Below are 18,283 nucleotides of genomic sequence, written 5' to 3' on the forward strand. Positions count from 1 at the left end.
AGAGCACTCCTCAATGCCGATAGGAACCCAGAAGAAATTACCGAATATACCAACAGTATCGAGAGCGTGAAAAATAGAGGGTTAGCGAACGTGAACAACAATAGATCTAACACTTACAATCCTGACAACCTGTCGGACTCTCAGCTTTGTGAGCTAGGAGTTAGTTCCATTTCCACTGAAATGAATGGTTAACGACATGGCACACCGTACCAATCAGACGTTAGAACTGAAAAAGTGGTCACTACACTTATACATATGATGAAACGCGACTGGGGAATCGTGCCCTATGAAGAGTATCTAAATATGCTGGATTGCCTGTCTAACGAAGGGCACAACCGATCCTAGATGCAGATCCAAAATCATTTTAATGCATTATCAGAAAGCTCGATTAATGCACTTATAGATACATACTCCCACGATACCGATAAACAGAGTAGCTTTAAAATAGTTAAGAATTATCGCCAGTTGGCGGAATTGGTACCTAGGATGACGGCCGATACGTCTCTATTTGTCGCCGAGGAGCCACTACGGGGGCACCTACGGAAGAGGGGTTCTGGGAGAAAATACACCAGATGACTTTGCGAGTTCAAAAGTCCTATGATAGTTGGCACAGCTTTGGACTAAGTTATATAGCTGGCCGGCAATATTGGCGAAAAGACACCTCCGAATTCTTCGCTAAAGATGCAATGAACATGGTCAAAGGGCTCACCGGTGACCCTAAAAGCCCTTGGAACTTATTAGACTGGAATTTAGATTTATCAAAAAAATCTAACCCAAATTAACAAGTTATACCTGACCTAGCACCTAGTAATTTCTTGCAAAAGGTGCCAGGTCACCCAAAAGCCACATAAGCATACCTCGGTAATTTCATAACACTGTCAAAATACCAAGAAGATCTGCCGCACCTTCCAACTCCCAAGCCTTACCCCCTTCACCCCAATAAATACCAACTATATCGACAGCAAAGCAATTTACAATCTGCTTGTTTTAAGGTTACTTCCGAGAAATTAACTTAATCAAGAATTTACGTTAAATTTGGATTCAAACAGCAATCAAGATATTGAGCAACCATAGCACCTACATAACATTAACTCCTCATATGCAGGCACTATTAATCGAAGACTTCAGCTATGAATAGCTGTCAGGAAAAAACCTAAAGCTCCAACCAGTCAATCTCATCTACTCTTTCACCAAAAAACTCAGCTCCTTTAAGAGTATGATGCCCATAATCATAAAAATATTTATCCAGCTCACGACCTATAGAAAAACACCGTTCACGCTCTTCATCACAAACATAATCCATACGATCTAAAATGCGGACCTCAAACTGCGAAGCAATACTTTCTATTTCACTATTAATCTTGAGATTATTATCTCTTTGACCTCTCAGATAACTTGCGAAATATAAACTATCTACACGCTCTTGAAACTCTATCGCATCAATTTTATCGCACGACAATACACATTTTTTTGATAATTCAAAGTCAGCGAGATTTTTTAAGTTTTCTTCACGATACTGAAACTCAAACATTCGCTTCACAAGAACAACTTTCTTTCCGTTCTTTTGAAGCCTTTCAATAATCACGGGCAGGCTTTTCACATCTTTATGAGAGTATCTACCAACTAACACTACAATATCGCTAGCGAGGTAATTTTCAGCGGTATAAAACTTATGAGAAGAGTCATGTAAATCCTTTAACCGTACGCCGTACCGTGCCAACTGATAATCTTCATTTACTGACTTTGAATTATAAAGAACATTGAATAAATCTTTGGAGTGTGAATCCCCTAGTAGCAATAAGCGAACTTTGTTTCCACTTAAATCAAACCATAATTTATGGTCAGAAATATTATCTACTAAAGTGTATTTTTTACTTCCAGAAACATTCTTCAAAATACTCCAACTTTCTTTTCTCAGCTTTCGATTATCAAACTCATATGACAGGAGGTTGCTATACCAAAACTGTCGATTTTTAAAGCCACCACTAGAATATCCAACCAACCCAATGGCTATAAAAAACAATGATCCAACTGCTGAAAAGAAGAAAATTCCTTTTCTATCAATCTTTCCCTTAGCTCTAAATGGCTTCTCTATGTACCGCCATGTCAGATAAGAAAGAAAAAATATAAGAAAAATTAAAACAAGAATCTGAGCATCACTTTGGGATTCAAGGCTTCTATGCCTCGACAGGGCAAAAATAGGCTGATGCCATAGGTATAAACTATAGCTAATAAGGCCAATGGCAACCATCGGTTTAGCCCCCAACAACCTGCCTACCATAGTATTACTTGAGGAGAACAGTATGATTAACACAACACCAAGTATTGGCACAAGCGTGTATAGTGACGGCAAGGGGAGTTGGTCATCATAATAGGTTAAGCTAAAAGTTATCAATCCCAGGCCTATACAACCCAACAGCTCACTTAACCAGCGATTTTTCTGTATCAACTCATTGTGATTTTTCCCATACAGAAGGTAAAAGGCAACTAAAGCCCCTGCCATTAGCTCCCATGCACGAGTTGGCAGCATATAAAAGTTGAAACTTGGAGAATCTACTGCACTCCGCTGTGCAAAAAACAGGCTGGCAAAAAATAAACCTGCAATAGCGAAAAATATCCACCTCTTCCTAAGGGACCAAAGTGCCATAAGGAGCAAGGGAAATAAAATATAATACTGTTCCTCAACAGCCAAGCTCCAAGTATGAAGCATAGGCTTCATCTCGGCTGCAGCGTCAAAATATCCACTTTCGGACCAAAAAAGAATATTTGAAGAGAACAAAGGTACAGCAGCCAAACTCTCGGAAAAATCTATATAATCACTTGGCAATAACCAAATCCAAGCGAGCGGCAAACTGGCCGCCATGACAAGAAAAAGAGCAGGGAGGATTCTACGTGCTCTACGTTCATAAAAATTGACAAGCGAAAATTTGTCATCGTTCATTTCTGCGAGAAGAATAGTTGTAATCAGATACCCGCTAATAACGAAGAAAATATCAACCCCTAAAAACCCTCCACTTAAAAAATTGAATCCCGCATGGAATAAAATCACAGGGATTACAGCAATGGCTCTTAATCCATCAACCTCAGAGCGATACTTCATTTTTTTCCTTAAAACACGCTATCGATATCTTGACAATTATGAAGTTCATTTAACGAGACCAAAATACACCGTTGTCCGTCTAATAAACATAAAAAATATATAAATTACAGCTAAAAAATAACGGGATAGTTAGTTGCTTTTATATATTATACCCAATATTCTGTGCTGATTAACAAGGCCTAGCTGGTACCAATACACAGCTTTTTAGCTTTAGAATAATTTAAAAGCCACATTCCTTCACCTCTTCTCATGGGCACAACTGCTCGCACGTCCTCTAAAGCTAAAACCTGCGGATCATCGAATTCTCCCCCTCTTTCCACTCGCTCACTTCAAACCTTCAGGCTAGCTAAGTCTTCAGAGCGCGGCTTCTTACGCCTCAATTAATATGCCCCCCAGCCTTATTAGAACAAAATCGCCCCAACCCCCATTTCACAGGATTTAACCCACTTTTTACGCCAAAATTTAGCAGTTTCCTCGATTAAATCCCGCAGATTGCCCCTACTCTCCCCGGTTGCTAAGATGCGCGCCTGCCGCTATGGCCCGGCTTCCCCTTTGATTCCGTATTGCGACACTGGGGCTGCTAGCAAACCGATTCTCCCAAGCGTTACCCTCGCCTATCCGCAACACGGAGGCCCGAGGCTTTCCACAGGAAAAGCGGTACTGAGGCCAGGTGCTATTTTTAACCGCGACGACTCCCTGCGACTACAGGAACGAAGTTTATGACCCAACCATCGCTGCAGCAGTTGGAACAACACGACGCCTTTATCCATCGCCATATTGGCCCCGATGCCAAACAGGTAGAGGCCATGCTGGAAACCCTCGGAGTTGCCAGCCTCGAAGAGCTGATCAAGAAAACCGTGCCCGAAGCCATTCGCAAGACCGATGAGCTGGATCTGGCCGACGCGATCAATGAAGTTGAGGCCCTCGCAGAGCTGAAAGATATCGCGGCGCGCAACAAGATCTACCGCACCTTTATTGGTATGGGTTACCATGACACCATTACCCCCAATGTGATCCTGCGCAACGTGCTGGAGAATCCGGGTTGGTACACCGCCTATACCCCTTACCAGCCGGAAATTGCCCAGGGTCGCCTGGAAGGCCTGCTGAACTTCCAGCAGATGATTATGGACCTCACCGGTATGGAATTGGCCAACGCCTCCATGCTGGATGAAGGTACCGCAGCAGCTGAAGCCATGGCCATGTGTAAGCGCCAGGTCAAACGCAACAAATCCAACGTCTACTTTGTAGACCAGGACTGCCACCCGCAGACCATCGCCGTAGTTAAGACCCGCGCCGAGCACTTCGGCTTCGAAGTAGTTGTAGGCGATGTGGAAAAAGATATCCCCGCCGAGCTGTTCGGTGCCCTGCTGCAATACCCCGGCAGCACCGGCCGCGTACGCGACCTAACTGACATTATTGCCAAAGTACACGAAGCCAACGCACTGGTAACCGTGGCCGCTGATCTGATGAGCCTGGTAGCCCTCCGAGCCCCGGGTGATATGGGCGCAGACGTAGTTGTTGGCTGTAACCAACGTTTCGGCATCCCCATGGGCTACGGTGGTCCCCACGCTGGTTTCTTCGCCTTCCGCGAAGCTTACAAACGCTCCGCACCAGGTCGTATTATCGGCGTTTCCGTCGACAGCAAAGGCAAGCGCGCCCTGCGCATGGCTATGCAAACCCGCGAACAGCATATTCGCCGCGAGAAAGCCAACTCCAATATCTGTACTTCCCAGGTGCTGTTGGCGGTAATGAGCGCTTTCTATGCGATTTACCACGGCCCTGAAGGCCTGAAAACCATCGCTGCCCGCATCCAGCGCCTGGCAGACATTCTCGCTTCCGCCCTGCAACAGGAAGGCTTTAACCTGGCCCACGACAGCTGGTTCGATACCCTGAATATCACCGTTGGCGCCAAGCAGGAAGAGATTTACCAGCGCTCCCTGGCCGCTGAGATCAACCTGCGTAAAATTGGTGAAGACGCCCTGGGCGTGAGCCTGAGTGAGACCGCCACCCTGCAGGATGTGTCCGACCTGATCAATGCCTTTATCGGCACCGAACACAGCATCGATCTGCATACTCTGGACAGCGAAATTGCCAGCAAGGGCTCTCTGGGTGTACCCGCCGCCCTAGCGCGCGATACTGAATTCCTGACCCACCCGGTGTTCAACACCTACCACTCCGAGACCGAGATGCTGCGCTATCTCAAGTCTCTGGAAGCTAAGGATATCGCCCTGAATCACTCAATGATTCCCCTGGGCTCCTGCACCATGAAGCTGAACGCCACCGCCGAGATGATCCCGGTCACCTGGCCAGAGTTCGGCAAGCTGCACCCCTTCGCACCAGTAGATCAAGCAGAAGGCTACGCGGAAATGTTCCGCCAGCTACAGCAAATGCTATCCGCCTGCACCGGTTACGATGCGGTGAGCCTGCAGCCCAATGCCGGCTCCCAGGGTGAATACGCAGGCCTGGTTGCTATCAAGAAGTACTTCGAAGCGAAGGGCGAAACCCAGCGCGACATCTGCCTGATTCCCGCCTCTGCCCACGGCACCAACCCGGCATCCGCCATGATGGTGAGCATGAAAGTGGTTGTGGTTGCCTGTGATGATAAAGGCAATGTGGATATCGAAGACCTGAAAGCCAAAATCGAAGAGCACGGCGACCGCGTTGCCGCACTGATGGTCACCTACCCGTCCACCCACGGGGTGTTCGAGGAAGGTATCCGCGAAGTTTGCGATCTGGTTCACCAGGCTGGCGGCCAAGTTTATATCGACGGTGCCAACATGAACGCCTTGATCGGCGTCGCAGCTCCGGGCCAGTTCGGTGGTGACGTATCCCACCTGAACCTGCACAAAACTTTCTGTATTCCTCACGGTGGTGGCGGCCCCGGTATGGGCCCGATCGCTGTTGGTGAACATCTGAAGCCCTACCTGGCGGCCCACCCGGTGACTGAAGTACCGGAAACCAATCTGGATAACGGCACCATCTCCGCCGCTCCCTGGGGCTCCGCCAGCATCCTGCCGATCAGCTGGATGTATATCCGTATGATGGGTAAGCAGGGTATGAAGCAGGCTACCGAAATGGCGATCCTAAACGCCAACTACGTAGCCAAGAAGCTGGGTGAGCACTACTCCCTGCTCTACACCGGTACCAATGGCTTTGTTGCCCACGAATGCTTGGTTGACCTGCGCCCACTCAAGGAAGCCAGCGGCATCACTGAAGAGGATATCGCCAAGCGTCTGATGGACTTTGGCTTCCACTCCCCCACCATGTCCTTTCCGGTAGCCGGCACCCTGATGATCGAGCCTACCGAAAGCGAATCCAAGGGTGAGCTGGATCGCTTTATCGAGGCTATGGCGACAATTCGCCAGGAAGTGGAAGATGTCACCAGCGGTAAATACACCCCTGAGGACAACCCACTACACAATGCCCCTCACACTCTTGAGGATGTAATGAGCGGTGAGTGGACCCATAGCTACTCCCGGGATATTGCTGCACGCCCGGCGGCGTGGTTAAAAGAGCATAAGGTGTGGCCCGCTGCTAACCGTATCGACAACGTCTACGGCGACCGCAACCTGATTTGTTCCTGCCCTCCGATTGAGAGCTACGCTGAGTAAGATCTAACACTCTCACAGGTGGATTTAAAAGCGGGCTTAATGCCCGCTTTTTTATTCGACCCACAATACTTTTATCGAACTGGCACAAACTCTCACTTCCTGTATAGCTACGTATTTGCAACCATCACCTTTCAACAATATTATTCTGCGTTAACTTAGTTAAAAATCCTCACATAAGCGGCGCCTAACAACAAAGAAACGGTATTAGAATGTTTTGGAAAAAATTTAGCCAAACTTTCTAATCGTCCCAAGCTTTCAACATCGGAGGTGAAAGTGACCATTAAAGTTTTAAAAGAAATATTAATTGCGAAGGGAAAAGCAGACTCTTACTCTGACGGTCAAACACCCATAGATCTATGGAGAGCTCTGAACAAAAAATCAGACCAAGGTGTCTTCGACTTTATAGAAAAAGGTTTCATTCTGTCTAACGGACGTCCTAGACCAGCAGATATCACCATAGAATACCGCGATGGGACAGAGTGGGTTTGCATAAAGGATCGCCCCAGGGGACTCAGCACTTTTGATAAACCAGGATTACCAAAAGGCAAAAACTGGGAGTACTACAAAATTCCTACAGGGACAGTTTTGCCAGAAGGTATTGCAATTGTAAAAGATGAATATAACACCAGATTTGAGGCAACACACTATACGATAGCCCCAGCATACGACATGCCTCTGAATCAATTTAAGAGTAAGTTAAAAATACTAGAAAAATCCTTAATTAAGGAAGCTATATAATGGAAGTACCTAATACCTGGGCACCACTACTAATTTCTGCTGTTAGAGATGCCGTTTTGTATCAAGAAAGCCTTTTAAGAAGTGAGACCATAGGCGACAAGACAGACTATGAGGAGCATCACTTACAGCTAACACAGTTCCTAGAGTTTCTTAAAGAGGAATATAAAGTGATTGAAAAGGAAACAGGTATACCCTTAGAAAAACTATTATAAAGCTTTTCTTCTGGGTGGCTTCAAACCACCCTGAAGCATATTAAGCTAAACAAATATATCCACACCACTTATCGCCCATAGCTGTATAGGATATCCCCATAAAAACAGTAATAATACAGACATTCCTGCCTGTACTGATTAGTTAGCTTTAGCACATCCCCGCTTCAGCAAGTCACACAAGATTCCACGGGGAATTTTTAACTACTTAAGGCAACTAGGAACCGCTGAAGTACCTGGCCATATTGTAGAAAGGTAACTGCTAGAATCTTTAGTCACATTAAATATCATAGTGCCGCCACCAAGGTTATTATTCTCATTACATGATGCTAAAGCGCTCGCTGCAGAAGCACTATTCAACACAGTAGAAGCGCCAACACCCAGCTTAGACTTATCAACACCCAGGTTGATATATTTCTGGATTCTTGAAGTACAACTTGAGCCCAACCAATAGCTCATCTCCCAGCCATAGGTTAGTTGATCGCCCAGTTTCTTGCCATTCCATTCAGCCTGAAAAGCATCGGTATCACTCCAGAGTGCTTTGGAAATGATTTTACTCGGCATTTTCTCTCGCAATGCACTAGTCACTTTTACCAGGGAATCAGAATAGGTTTGGCTGCACTGTGAGTACTCATCATCAATATCAATACCATCCAGACCATATTGATCCACTGCATCTTTCAACTGCTGAGCAAAGTCATCAGCGGATTGCTCATCGGTAAAACAAGACCAACCTGCATTTTGGTGATTTCCGAGAACACTGAGCACCACTTTCGTACCCTTGTCTTGCAAGTCTTGTACTGTACTCAAATTGTTATTGAGCAAGTCTGACACTTGGTCATTAAAATGCAGTACAGCTTTCTGACCATCGTAATTAATATTTGCCGCGAAGATCACAGCTATATCAAACAACTGGCTGCCATCGCTCTCTGTAAAGCAGCCTGCATTGCCCAGGTTATTACTATTAACTTCTACGTAAGCAACTTTAGGCGCTGACACACTTTCCTGAGGAGTATCAGATTTACACAGAGTTGAGCCCAGCTCACGGATTTCATTCTTACGTGAACCACACCCATACCCGCTGCCATCCATGGAGGCATTATCGGCAAGGTTTGCAATTTCCCAGTCCCCCAGGACGGAACACAGCTCATCCTTATAGATTTGAGCCTCAAGATAGGTGACCGGGCTTGCATCAGATGCACAGCTGCTTCCACTAACAACATGAGGCGCTGAAGGTTCGGATTTACACAATGTCATGGATAATTGGCGACTTTCATTACTCGTCAATTGGCAATTATTTCCCAGATGTTCTATTGAGGACCCGTCTGATAAACCAACCAAATCACCATTACTGAGAAGATCACAAAATTCATTAGGATAATTAAGCGCTTCAGAATAGCTTACTGTTGTAGTGTCCGAGGGACAGTCATCCGAATTGACTACTTCAATATCTGCGTATGCACCAGTCTGAAATAAAATGGTGGTACAAGCAGCCTGCATTGCTCTACGTGTCGATTGTTTCATATTTATGCTCATTTTTTATTATGTAGTTATGTGAATTCTATAATCTAATATCGATAGTCAAAAAAAATGGTGTAGAGTTTACACTCTACACCCAACACTACGATCAACGAGGCATTAGAATTTATAGCTTGCACCAATATATAGTCGGCGCCCAGAGTAATTATAATAAGTCATTCTGTTTTCCTGCTTCCAGAACCCCTCTGCCTTTTCCTCCGTTAAATTAATGATAGATGCCGTGAAATTGAGGTTTTCATTGAAGGTAAAGCTGGCATTAAGATCAAGCTGCCCATAAGCTTTATCGTATAAATTATACCCTTGGTGAAGCCCCCCAGCTCGATCATCTTTCCAGTTATAAGATGCTCGCACACTGTACAAATCATTTTCATAGTAACCGGAAAGATTGTACTGGTGCTTAGCCGTTCCAGGAATTTCTGCCTCAGTTTCTTCACCATTAACAAACACCCCTGAAGTACTGGTGTCGGTGTAGGTATAATTTGCCATTACACCAAAACCACTTTCGAACGCGTGTTGTGCAAACAGCTCAACGCCTCTTGAAGTTGCCTCAGCACCACCCGTTTTTGTGGTCATGTCGACTTCAATGGGTCCATTGCAGCAATTGTGCTCACGTAATACAACTTCAGTTGTGGTTATAGGAAGGTTGCTGATATCCTTACTAAATAATGTTGCCCCAAGTGCGGAAGCATCAAAGTAATACCATTCAATTCCCAGGTCGAATTGATTGGAGAGCATCGCTTCTAGCCCAGTATTTGCTGAAGTGCCAGTCCCACGGCCGGTCCAAGAATCCGGCGAGTTAATATTTACAGGGGGGCCATAAGACTCAGCCTGCCCCAAATCAGCATAACTAACTCGAGACATGGTTTTTGCTGCAGCAAATCGTATTACAAGGTCATCAGTTAGATCCCAGGCAATATTCAAACTTGGTAGGAAGTTTTCACTGTCAGCGCTTCGGTTATTTGCATTGGTGATATCTGTCTCTTGACCAATGATGTCATCGTACGTCGAGGTAGTTAAGTCGGTATTAACATAGCGGACACCAAAGTTACCCCGGAAGGCTTCCCATTCAAAATCTGCCTGTGCGTAAAGTGAAAATATTTTCTCCTCGATGGTATAGGTACCGGATAAGACAGGAACTACAGTCCGGGTAAAATTATCACTAACGTAGGCTTTAAGCGCATCTATATCAAAAGGCAGATAGTTAATAGCCCCGGTATCGCCTGCGCTATTATCGATTACGCTGCCGCCAAGTAAGATTGAAGTGTCTGGATGAAAATCCGGGTTGTGGAACCATTCGGTACCCGACAACCACCCACGATAACCACCGTTATCCGAAATACCGTCATCCCACAGGAAAGTATCTCTTAGGGACTTGGCTTCATGATCCCGATATTTAGTACCGACATAGATTTTGTTAACTATTCCCCAATTGGTATCAAATCCCAGGTCAAGCTGATAATAATCTTCCCTATCCCGGTTTTGGGTAGCGTCAGAACTAAACCAGTCATAATATGGATAGGCCTCCTGATCCGAGGTGAGATCTGTAGAGATTTCGTAGCTAGGTTCCCCGTCGGCAATAGACCACAGCCAACTATTTACGGAACCATAACGTGCATCCATATTTGCCATGATTCTTTCGGAGACACCTCCTTTTGCAGAGCTGCGCCCAATATTCACTGCTGCTGTGTAAGAATCACCTTCATACAGAATTTCGAGGTCGAATGTATGAGATTCTGATTCACCGTAGCTATCCTGCCCGGTCAATTGCGGAGACATTAAACCTCGCTCTACCTCAACACCACCATTGACATCAGCATCGCCCCAGTTATCAGCATTTAGCAAGCCGTTATCACCGTTGCCATAGGTGACCACGGTATCCCCTTCCAGCTCAACGCCAAAGTAAGGGTTATGGTTATCATTCCATTCAGCTAAGGTGAGATTCTGACTACGGGTATCGTATCCCAACTGGGAACCAAAATAGTTCAGAGAAAATTCCAAGCGCTCAGTAGGCCGCCATTGAGTGGTAATTTGATAACCGTCCCTGGCCCTATCCTGCTCATGATTACCAATACCCATAGCTCTGGGCGCCCAAACATTGTTATAAACTTCACCAGTTTCCTGGTCAACAATTGCCGGACGCTCAGCACCTTCAACTGTATCTGAATGGAATCGCCAATGGCTCGCGTAGTTTTCAATTGAGGTTACGGTTCTGTCCTGCTTGGTATAGCCAGCCAGGATACCAAAGGTTTCACTCTCATTTTTCCAGGAGTAAAAAGCACTATATTGAGGTTCCCACTGCTCATTAGTATCTGAGTAAGTGGTTTCAGTAGTTATAACACCCTCACCAGAATCCATTTCCAGAGGCTTACGACTGTGTAGAATAACCGTTCCGCCAATTCCTCCTTCATCAATTTTAGCTTCCGGGCTTTTGTAAACTTCTACTTTGCTAATCATGTTGGATGGCAACAAAGTGTAATTAAAGCTTCGAGAAGGCGCTTCTCCATCAGAGGTTGCAATGTAGTTACCATTTAACTGAGTCAAGGTCCACTCGGCACTGGTGCCACGAATACTGACTCGACTACCCTCACCACCACTACGTGTAATTGTGATTCCTGGCACGCGCTGAAGAGAGTCTGCAACATTCTTATCCGGGAACTTGCCCACATCCTCGGCGGTTATCGCGTCTACAATAGCATTAGAATCCCGCTTAATTTCCAGGTTTCTGGTATTACTCTCAAGAATTCCGATTACCTCAATATGATCCATCGGTTTGTCTTTCTCAGAGATATCATCAGCAATCGCCACGCTACTAATGGCTAATGAAATAGCGGAGACTAGCGATTTCTGCTTAACCTCCCGGCTCCAGATTTTGACCTTGGTTCGTCTATTATTCTTGACTGTTTTCATAGTATCCCAACTTTCTTTTCTTATAAGTTTTTTAAAAGAGCCCCTCTCCAAATCGGAGAGGGGCGAGAAACCGTCAGGGGACCCTAAACCCCTTAATGACAGTCCACTTGTTGAGCACTAAAACCCTAAGAAAAAAACGGGATAAGGGGGTAATAGAAACTGAGACAGGAATAGAACAAAATCGGCGTTTGGAATTTTGGAGGACACTAAGGGAAAGGTATTAGAAGGTATGAAAGGCCAAAATTCGATTATGGATTTACAGGATATTCAACAAATAGATAAACTATTTTTTAAGGGAAGATAGCCAGCACCAAATCATTTCAACAAGAAATTTCTATTGATTATCCACCTATAAATAGTTCAGGAGTGGCCTATCGCATTCAAAGTTGAGACTGAACTTCTTCTCTATAAATAGCGGGAAGCTGCCCAAACATGGTCTTGAAATGTCTACTGAAGTAACTGTGAGATGGAAATCCGACACGGTATGCGATTTCAGAAATTGGCCGCTGAGTGTCCACCAGCATACGACGGGAGTTCTCTAACCTAACCTCTCTGACAAACTGCATTGGAGTTTTCTCCAAATACTTTTTAAATCGCCTCTCAAGGGCGCTAACAGACAAACTGGCTACCTCTGCTAGCTGTTCGACAGTAATCGGCTGACTGTAATTATTTTTAATATATTCAACAGGCTTTTTCAGCTTATCCATTCTGGAGAGCGTTTTGACCGTTTCATTAAGGTCGCGAGCTACGCCATAGGTACCAATAATTTTTCCAGTGGAATTCTTTAGTGGGCGCTTGGATGTCGTAAACCAAACCAACTCTCCACTTTTCCCTATATTCAACTCCAGTCGATCTGTAATCGTTTCGCCCTCCATCACTCTTTGGTCATCACGCATATAGTTTTTTGCGAGATAAGAGGGGGAAAAATCCATATCAGAGCGGCCCACAACCTGATTAAGGGACCTGCATCCAACATGCTCAATAAACTCTCGGTTACAATGTACTACGTAACCAGAATCATCTTTTACCCAAAAAATAATATCTGATATTAAATCAAAAACCGCAATAATCTGCTGGGTAGACACCATTTCCAATATTGATTCAGACTTCATTATTATTATCTATAATAGCTGGTAAAGAGTCCCTGCCTTTTTTATTACTGTACAGATCCAGCAAGCAGAAAAGGCACTAAAAAGCGCCTTCTCGGCACTCTCCCCGCACCTCACCACCATATGCGGAAATAACCCGTTCAATTTCAAAATAGCCACGCTCACAGAAACCGGTTTCCAACATCTTTTGTTCGAGAGCCCAATCTAAATAACGCTCTACACGGTCACTTGAACGGCCTCCCAAACCGATAGTATCCCGCTGCATTCGACGTTGAGAACTAGGCTGGTTTGAAACTGGGGGAGGAAGATCCTGCCGATCCTTCTCAAGAGTAAATGTAAAACGCTTAGCTCCATTTTGAGCAATCTCAGTTACAAACGACTCTTTCATTCCGGGAATCGGCTTGTTGCTGGAACAGGCACTGAGAAAAATAGGTAACGCTAGGCTAGCGGCAATAAATAAACGGGCCTGAAAACTGCTAATATTTTTATTATTCACTCAAAATCCTCTCTAAACACTAACCTGCTTTACTACATCGAGCGCAAAGTTAGTATTGTTTACTGCGTTTTTATTTAAATACCACTGTTTTATTTCCGTGTATAAACACTCGTTCCTGCAAAACTAGTTGCAGCGCTCGAGTCAAAACCAATTTTTCAACATCCCTACCTGCATCCGCCATGGTTTCTGCAGAATAGGCATGATCCACATGTATTACATCCTGTTCAATGATCGGCCCTTCATCCAGATCATCGGTAACAAAGTGAGCTGTAGCTCCAATAATTTTTACTCCACGCTCGTAGGCCTGCTGATAAGGCTTGGCCCCAATAAATGCAGGAAGGAAAGAATGGTGGATGTTGATAATGCGCCCACTATAGCGAGCAACAAAATCAGGGGTTAGCACGCGCATATACTTGGCCAGCACCAAATAATCTGGATTGTACTCATCCACTAAGGTGGCCACTTGCTGCTCGTGAGCTCCGCGCTCCATCCCCTCTGCAGAAATACAGTGGAAAGGAATATCAAACTTCTGTACCAGCCCCTCCAGATCCGGGTGATTGCCGATAACAGCCGCGATCTCCACATCCATAGCGCCGGAATAGCACTTCATCAGGATATCACCCAGGCAGTGGGGCTCGCGGGTAACCATCAGCACCAGGCGTTTCCTCCGCTCTATGGATACCAAGCGACGCTCTGCGCCCTGGGGCAGCGTCATATCCAGATCTTCCAGGAAGGTAGCATCGTTAAAGATACCCTCCAGGGCAGTGCGCATAAAGAAGCGCCCCTCAACCCGGTCCACAAACTCATCATTCTTGATGATGTTCAGCTGGTGCTTGTAGCAAATATTGGTAATCTTTGCGATCAGGCCCTTATCATCGGGGCAGTCGGTCAGCAGTATCTTCTTTTCCATGGTCAAATTTCAGGCCAAATATCCAGAGTTCAGACTATACACTATGCCGACTTTACGATTCAGCGATCCATTCCGGGGAGAACATGGATAAAAACCTTTACGCCGATCATATGGCCACCCTGTGCCGCCGCTACGACGAAATCCTCGAGCAGAGCGGGTTTGATACCCTCAACGTATTCAGTGGCGCTCCCAGGGTGCAGTTCCTGGACGATAACTATTACCCGTTTAAGGTGAATCCCCACTTTAAGGCACTGGTTCCCATTACCGACAACCCCCACAGCTGGGTTATCTATCAGCGTGGACAAAAGCCTAAGCTTTTGTTCTACCGTCCAGTAGACTTTTGGCACTATGTACCGCCGGCACCCCAGACCTTCTGGAGCGGTTTCTACGATATCGAGCTACTGAGCAAGCCGGCCGATGCCCAGGCGTTCCTGAGCTCGGAGAATGCCACTTTTATCGGTGAGAGCGACAAGCTGCAAGGCTGGTCACTGGGGGAGGAAAATCCAGAGCCTCTGATCAACCGCTTGCACTGGGCCCGCGCTTATAAAACGCCTTATGAGGTCGCCTGCCTGCGTGAGGCGAACCGTATTGCGGTCAATGGGCACCGCGCCGCCGAACAGGCTTTCCGCAGTGGCGCCAGTGAATTTGAAATCAATCAGGCCTACCTGGGCGCTGCAGGCCAGGGTGAGAACCGTATGCCCTACGGCAATATTGTTGCCCTGAATGAACACGCCGCAATCCTCCACTACACCCACCTGTCTACTGAGCGCCTGCCTGAGCCGCAGCTGAAAAGCTTCCTGATCGATGCGGGTGCTGACTGCAATGGCTACTGCTCTGATATCACTCGCACCTACGCCTATGCCGATAATGAGTTCGCAGAGCTGGTAGCAGCTATGGATGAAAAGCAGTTGCAGCTGGTAGACGGTCTCAAACCTGGCCTGCCTTACCCGGAACTACATCGCCACTGTCACTTAAACGTGGGAGAGCTGTTGGCCCAATTTGGCATAATCAAAACCTCTGCCGAGAATGCCGTGGAATCCGGCTTAACTCGCCCCTTCCTGCCACACGGCCTGGGTCACTTCCTCGGCCTCCAGGTACACGATGTCGGCGGTCACCAGGCCGGCCCCGATGGAGGCACGACACCCCCACCAGCCGAGTACCCGTTCCTGCGTACCAGCCGAACTATCGAGGAGAACCAGGTATTTACCATCGAACCTGGACTCTACTTTATCGATAGCCTATTGGGAGAGCTAAAAGACTCAGACCTCGCTGCCGAGGTTAACTGGGATAAGGTCGACAGCTTCCGCCCCTACGGCGGCGTGCGTATTGAAGACAATATTGTCGTACACGCAACCGGCAACGAAAACCTTTCTCGCACCCCTTAGTTCATAGACTAAAGCAATATTGTGAGAGTGCTTACAAGTAAGCGCTCTCGCAATACCTTTACCTTACTCCGAAAGTTAAAACATTAAAGAACGCCCTACCGCTCCCGCTTTTCCTCTCGCCGCTTGCGCCCCTAAGCTGCTTGCCCCCTCACCGAAAAAAAGCCAAAGTCCATCACCGGTATTACAACAAGAAAAGGGACAGTTCATGAGAAAAAAAACACTGGCAACGCTTATCGCAGCCACAGTTCTAGCCGCAGCCAATAGCGCTTATGCAAAATCAATCGAGTATATTTTTTACGATAAAGAGGGCATTGCTGGCTCTGAAGTCATTCACCAGGATGGAACAAAGGTATCTGGTGAATTAAAGCTCGGCTGGAATAACCGTCGCCTAAACCTCAAGGAGAGCTTCACTATCGGTGAGGCGGCAATGCCCGAGCAATTATCCATTGAAGGGATCAGCCCATTTGGTGCTCCAGTCAGCGAAGAATTTTCCCTGGAAAATGGTGTCGCTCGCTGGAAAGGTTCCGATGAACATGGCAGCGCAAAAACTTCCGAAGCCCAATTTTATATTCCCAAGAACAGCACCCTTGCTGTACAGGCGCAATTGGTAAAAGCACTAACTGCCGATGCAGATCAAAATATTGATTTACTGCCGCAAGGAAAAGCACGCCTCCATAAGCTTGATAAAGTGACCCTGCAACAAGGCGAGAAAAAGAAAACGGTCCACCTTTACGGCGTGAGCGGCCTGGGCTTTACCCCAGATCTGGCCTGGTATGATGACAATGGGGATTTATTTGCCTCCGATGAGGGGGGATGGTTCGCCATCCTGCGCAAAGGCTGGGATAAATCTCACCTCGAAGAACTGAAAACCCGGCAAGTCGCAGCCGCAGACCAGTACCTGCAAGGTATTGCCAAGAAACATACCCACACATCAACACAACCCATCCTGATCAGCAACGTCAACCTGGTTGATGTTGAATCTGGCAAACTGCAGAGAAAGCACCATGTTCTGATCAAAGATGGAAAGATCGCAAAAATCAGTAAAAAACCGATCAAAGCCAACGGGGCAACCACCATTGATGCCCGTAACCATACGCTGATCCCCGGCCTCTGGGATATGCACGCCCACTTATCCCCTACCGATGGTGTTCTGAATATGGCCGCTGGCATTGTCAATGTTCGCGACATCGGTAATACCCATGAAAGTATCATGCGTATTGAAGGCATGTTTGAGTCAGAGCAAATCATTGGCGGCGACCTTTTCCGTGCGGGCTTTATGGACCGGGAAAGCGAAAATGCCATGCGAATGGGCAAGACTGCGGACAGCCTTGAAGAAGCCAAAGATATTGTCGAGTGGTATGCCGATCGCGGCTATCAGCAAATTAAAACCTACAGCTCGATGGAGCCCGAGTGGATCGCTCCCTTAGCCAAGCATATCCATGAAAATGGTATGCGTTTGTCCGGTCATATTCCTGCATTTATGACCGCCGAAGAAGCAGTGGACGCGGGCTTTGATGAAATTCAGCATATCAATATGCTGTTTCTGAATTTTATGGGCAAGATAGATACCCGTAAAAGACTGCGCTTTACAGAAATCGGGGAACACGCCCACGAGCTGGATCTGGATAGCAAAGAAGTGGCTACTTTCCTGGATAAGCTAGCCAAGAAAGGCACTGTCGTAGACGCAACCACCACCGTATTCAGTTCGATGTTACTGCGCCAGCCGGGCAAAGTAGATCCTGAATTTGCCGATATTACCGACCACCTTCCAGTGAATATCCAGCGCGCTTTTGTTGGGGCCGAACTGGATGTGAAGCCGGAACACCGGGATGACTACGACCTTTCAGCGGAAGCCCTGCTGGCCATGATGCTCAAACTACACGAGCATAAGGTCACTATGGTCGCGGGCTCCGATGGCATCCCCGGATTTACCCTGTTACGTGAACTGGAGCTCTATGCCAAAGCCGGTATTCCCAATATTGATGTGCTGCGCACGGCCACACTGGTACCAGCACAAGTTATGGGGGCCGACGAGTACACTGGCAGTATTGCGGTGGGTAAAAATGCAGACCTGGTTTTACTCGAGGGAAATCCCCTTGAGGATATTACCGCGCTGCGTCGCACTGCACTGGTGCTCGAGGGACAAAATATGTATCGCCCAGATGAGCTTTACACGGCCTTGGGTATTAAACCTTTCCACCCTTCAGTGCCATTTGAATTAAATAACACTACTACAGTAGCCACCAAATCCCAGTAAGCAAAAAAACAGAAGCGGAAAA

Annotated in this window: 11 protein-coding genes and 1 pseudogene; 6 read left to right on the plus strand and 6 right to left on the minus strand. The window is 46.6% G+C overall.

Annotated elements, in window-relative coordinates; all coding sequences use genetic code 11:
* Positions 1-497 precede the first annotated feature (497 nt).
* Positions 498-782 (plus strand): annotated as a pseudogene (locus ACJJIL_RS17405) (DUF1266 domain-containing protein); the annotation flags it as partial.
* 371 nt (positions 783-1,153) lie between these two features.
* Here the strand turns inward: ACJJIL_RS17405 and ACJJIL_RS17410 are convergent.
* On the minus strand, positions 1,154-3,100 hold the full coding sequence (locus ACJJIL_RS17410; RefSeq protein WP_445360332.1) for an acyltransferase family protein: 1,947 nt from the start codon (positions 3,098-3,100) through the stop codon (positions 1,154-1,156).
* A gap of 719 nt (positions 3,101-3,819) precedes the next feature.
* On the opposite strand from ACJJIL_RS17410, the gene gcvP reads away from it, so the two are divergent.
* From gcvP to ACJJIL_RS17425, 3 genes are all read left to right on the plus strand, one after another.
* Positions 3,820-6,711 (plus strand): aminomethyl-transferring glycine dehydrogenase, encoded by a 2,892-nt coding sequence (gcvP, locus tag ACJJIL_RS17415; RefSeq protein WP_444919167.1) that lies wholly within the window; start codon positions 3,820-3,822, stop codon positions 6,709-6,711.
* 273 nt (positions 6,712-6,984) lie between these two features.
* A complete protein-coding gene (locus tag ACJJIL_RS17420) occupies positions 6,985-7,449 on the plus strand; it encodes a Tse2 family ADP-ribosyltransferase toxin (RefSeq protein WP_413664538.1) in 465 nt (154 codons plus the stop codon).
* Positions 7,449-7,661: a hypothetical protein gene (locus ACJJIL_RS17425; RefSeq protein ID WP_282934107.1), complete on the plus strand. Its 213-nt coding sequence runs from the start codon at positions 7,449-7,451 to the stop codon at positions 7,659-7,661. Before ACJJIL_RS17420 ends, ACJJIL_RS17425 begins: the two co-directional genes overlap by 1 nt.
* A 201-nt stretch (positions 7,662-7,862) precedes the next feature.
* On the opposite strand, the gene ACJJIL_RS17430 is transcribed toward ACJJIL_RS17425, so the two are convergent.
* From ACJJIL_RS17430 to purU, 5 genes are all read right to left on the minus strand, one after another.
* Complete coding sequence (locus ACJJIL_RS17430; protein WP_445360333.1) at positions 7,863-9,182, minus strand: glycosyl hydrolase family 18 protein; 1,320 nt, start codon at positions 9,180-9,182, stop codon at positions 7,863-7,865.
* A 114-nt stretch (positions 9,183-9,296) separates the two neighbouring features.
* Positions 9,297-12,104: a TonB-dependent receptor gene (locus tag ACJJIL_RS17435; RefSeq protein WP_445360334.1), complete on the minus strand. Its 2,808-nt coding sequence runs from the start codon at positions 12,102-12,104 to the stop codon at positions 9,297-9,299.
* Positions 12,105-12,484: 380 nt separating this feature from the next.
* Complete coding sequence (locus ACJJIL_RS17440; protein WP_413664535.1) at positions 12,485-13,216, minus strand: AraC family transcriptional regulator; 732 nt, start codon at positions 13,214-13,216, stop codon at positions 12,485-12,487.
* Between the two features lie 76 nt (positions 13,217-13,292).
* Positions 13,293-13,709 (minus strand): hypothetical protein, encoded by a 417-nt coding sequence (locus ACJJIL_RS17445; protein WP_444939885.1) that lies wholly within the window; start codon positions 13,707-13,709, stop codon positions 13,293-13,295.
* 70 nt (positions 13,710-13,779) lie between these two features.
* Entirely contained in the window at positions 13,780-14,619 is an 840-nt protein-coding gene (gene purU, locus ACJJIL_RS17450; protein WP_445360335.1) for a formyltetrahydrofolate deformylase, read from the minus strand.
* An 83-nt stretch (positions 14,620-14,702) separates the two neighbouring features.
* Between purU and pepQ the strand changes: the two genes are divergently transcribed.
* The gene (gene pepQ, locus ACJJIL_RS17455; protein WP_445360336.1) at positions 14,703-16,004 is read left to right on the plus strand and encodes a Xaa-Pro dipeptidase; all 1,302 of its coding nucleotides are present in this window, start codon (positions 14,703-14,705) and stop codon (positions 16,002-16,004) included.
* 205 nt (positions 16,005-16,209) lie between these two features.
* Positions 16,210-18,261 carry an amidohydrolase family protein gene (locus tag ACJJIL_RS17460; protein WP_445360337.1) on the plus strand — a complete coding sequence of 684 codons (2,052 nt, stop codon included), beginning with the start codon at positions 16,210-16,212 and terminating at the stop codon, positions 18,259-18,261.
* Positions 18,262-18,283: the final 22 nt, after the last annotated feature.

The organism is Microbulbifer maximicatervae (SeqCode), assembly GCF_052468095.1.